This is a genomic window from Tenacibaculum sp. AWR4_210, assembly GCF_056160945.1.
In genome coordinates this window covers 1-798 of the sequence record NZ_JBSWYF010000036.1, presented here as the reverse complement: position 1 = coordinate 798, position 798 = coordinate 1, and the positions used below count along the sequence as shown (strand labels likewise).

1 protein-coding gene is annotated in these 798 nt (G+C 68.8%); it reads right to left on the bottom strand.

From position 1 onward, the window contains the following. The coding region (locus ACXAG7_RS19895; protein WP_476667916.1) for an AAA family ATPase at positions 1 to 798 on the bottom strand (798 nt) is incomplete at both ends.

Below are 798 nucleotides of genomic sequence, written 5' to 3'. Positions count from 1 at the left end.
ATACCGTCGGAGCGGGCGACGATCTCGGCGATGCGGCTTTCGGGCCATGTCTCGGGGCAGATGTCGCGGACCAGCGCGGTCGCCTCGGGCGGGGTGAGCCGGGCGAGCGTGATGCTGTGCAGCCGTGGCGGCTTGGGTACGGCGACGCCCTCGGCCTGACGCGAGGTGCCCAGCATCATCAGCGGCAAATCCTCCAGTTCCTGCGCAAGCCGGCCGAGCAGCAGCTGCGAGGTGGGATCGAGCCAGTGCATGTCTTCGATAATGAGCAGCAGCGGGCGGCCTTCGCTGGCGGCCAGCCGCAGCAGCGCGGTGATCGCCGAGAGCAGCGCGTCCTGATCGCGCAGCCGCTCGTCCGGCACCGAAGAGAGACCCAAAAGCGTCGAAAGCACCTGCTCGACCTGCCCAAGATCGAGGCCGGGGCGCCGTTCGAGCCAGTGCCGCAGGCGCGCGCGGCGGCTGCTGTCATCGGGCAGATCGGCAAAGCCCAGCATCTCTTGCAGGTGCTGAACCAGCGGAAAGAGCGCGCTTTTCTGATGATGCGGCGAGCCGGAGAATTGCAGCAGGCGCGGCGCGTCGGTCAACGCGCGTTTCTTGAAGTCCGACAGCAGGCGGGATTTGCCGATGCCCGACTCGCCACGCAGCGCGAGCACCTGCGTCTCGCCTTGGGTCGCGGCGCGCCAGCGGCGCAGCATCTCGTGCAGCTCCTCCTCGCGCCCGGTGAGCCGCGTCAACTGCCGGGTGGCGCCCGAGATGAAGAAACGGTCGGTATGGTGGCTCTCGCCCAGCACCCGCTGCACC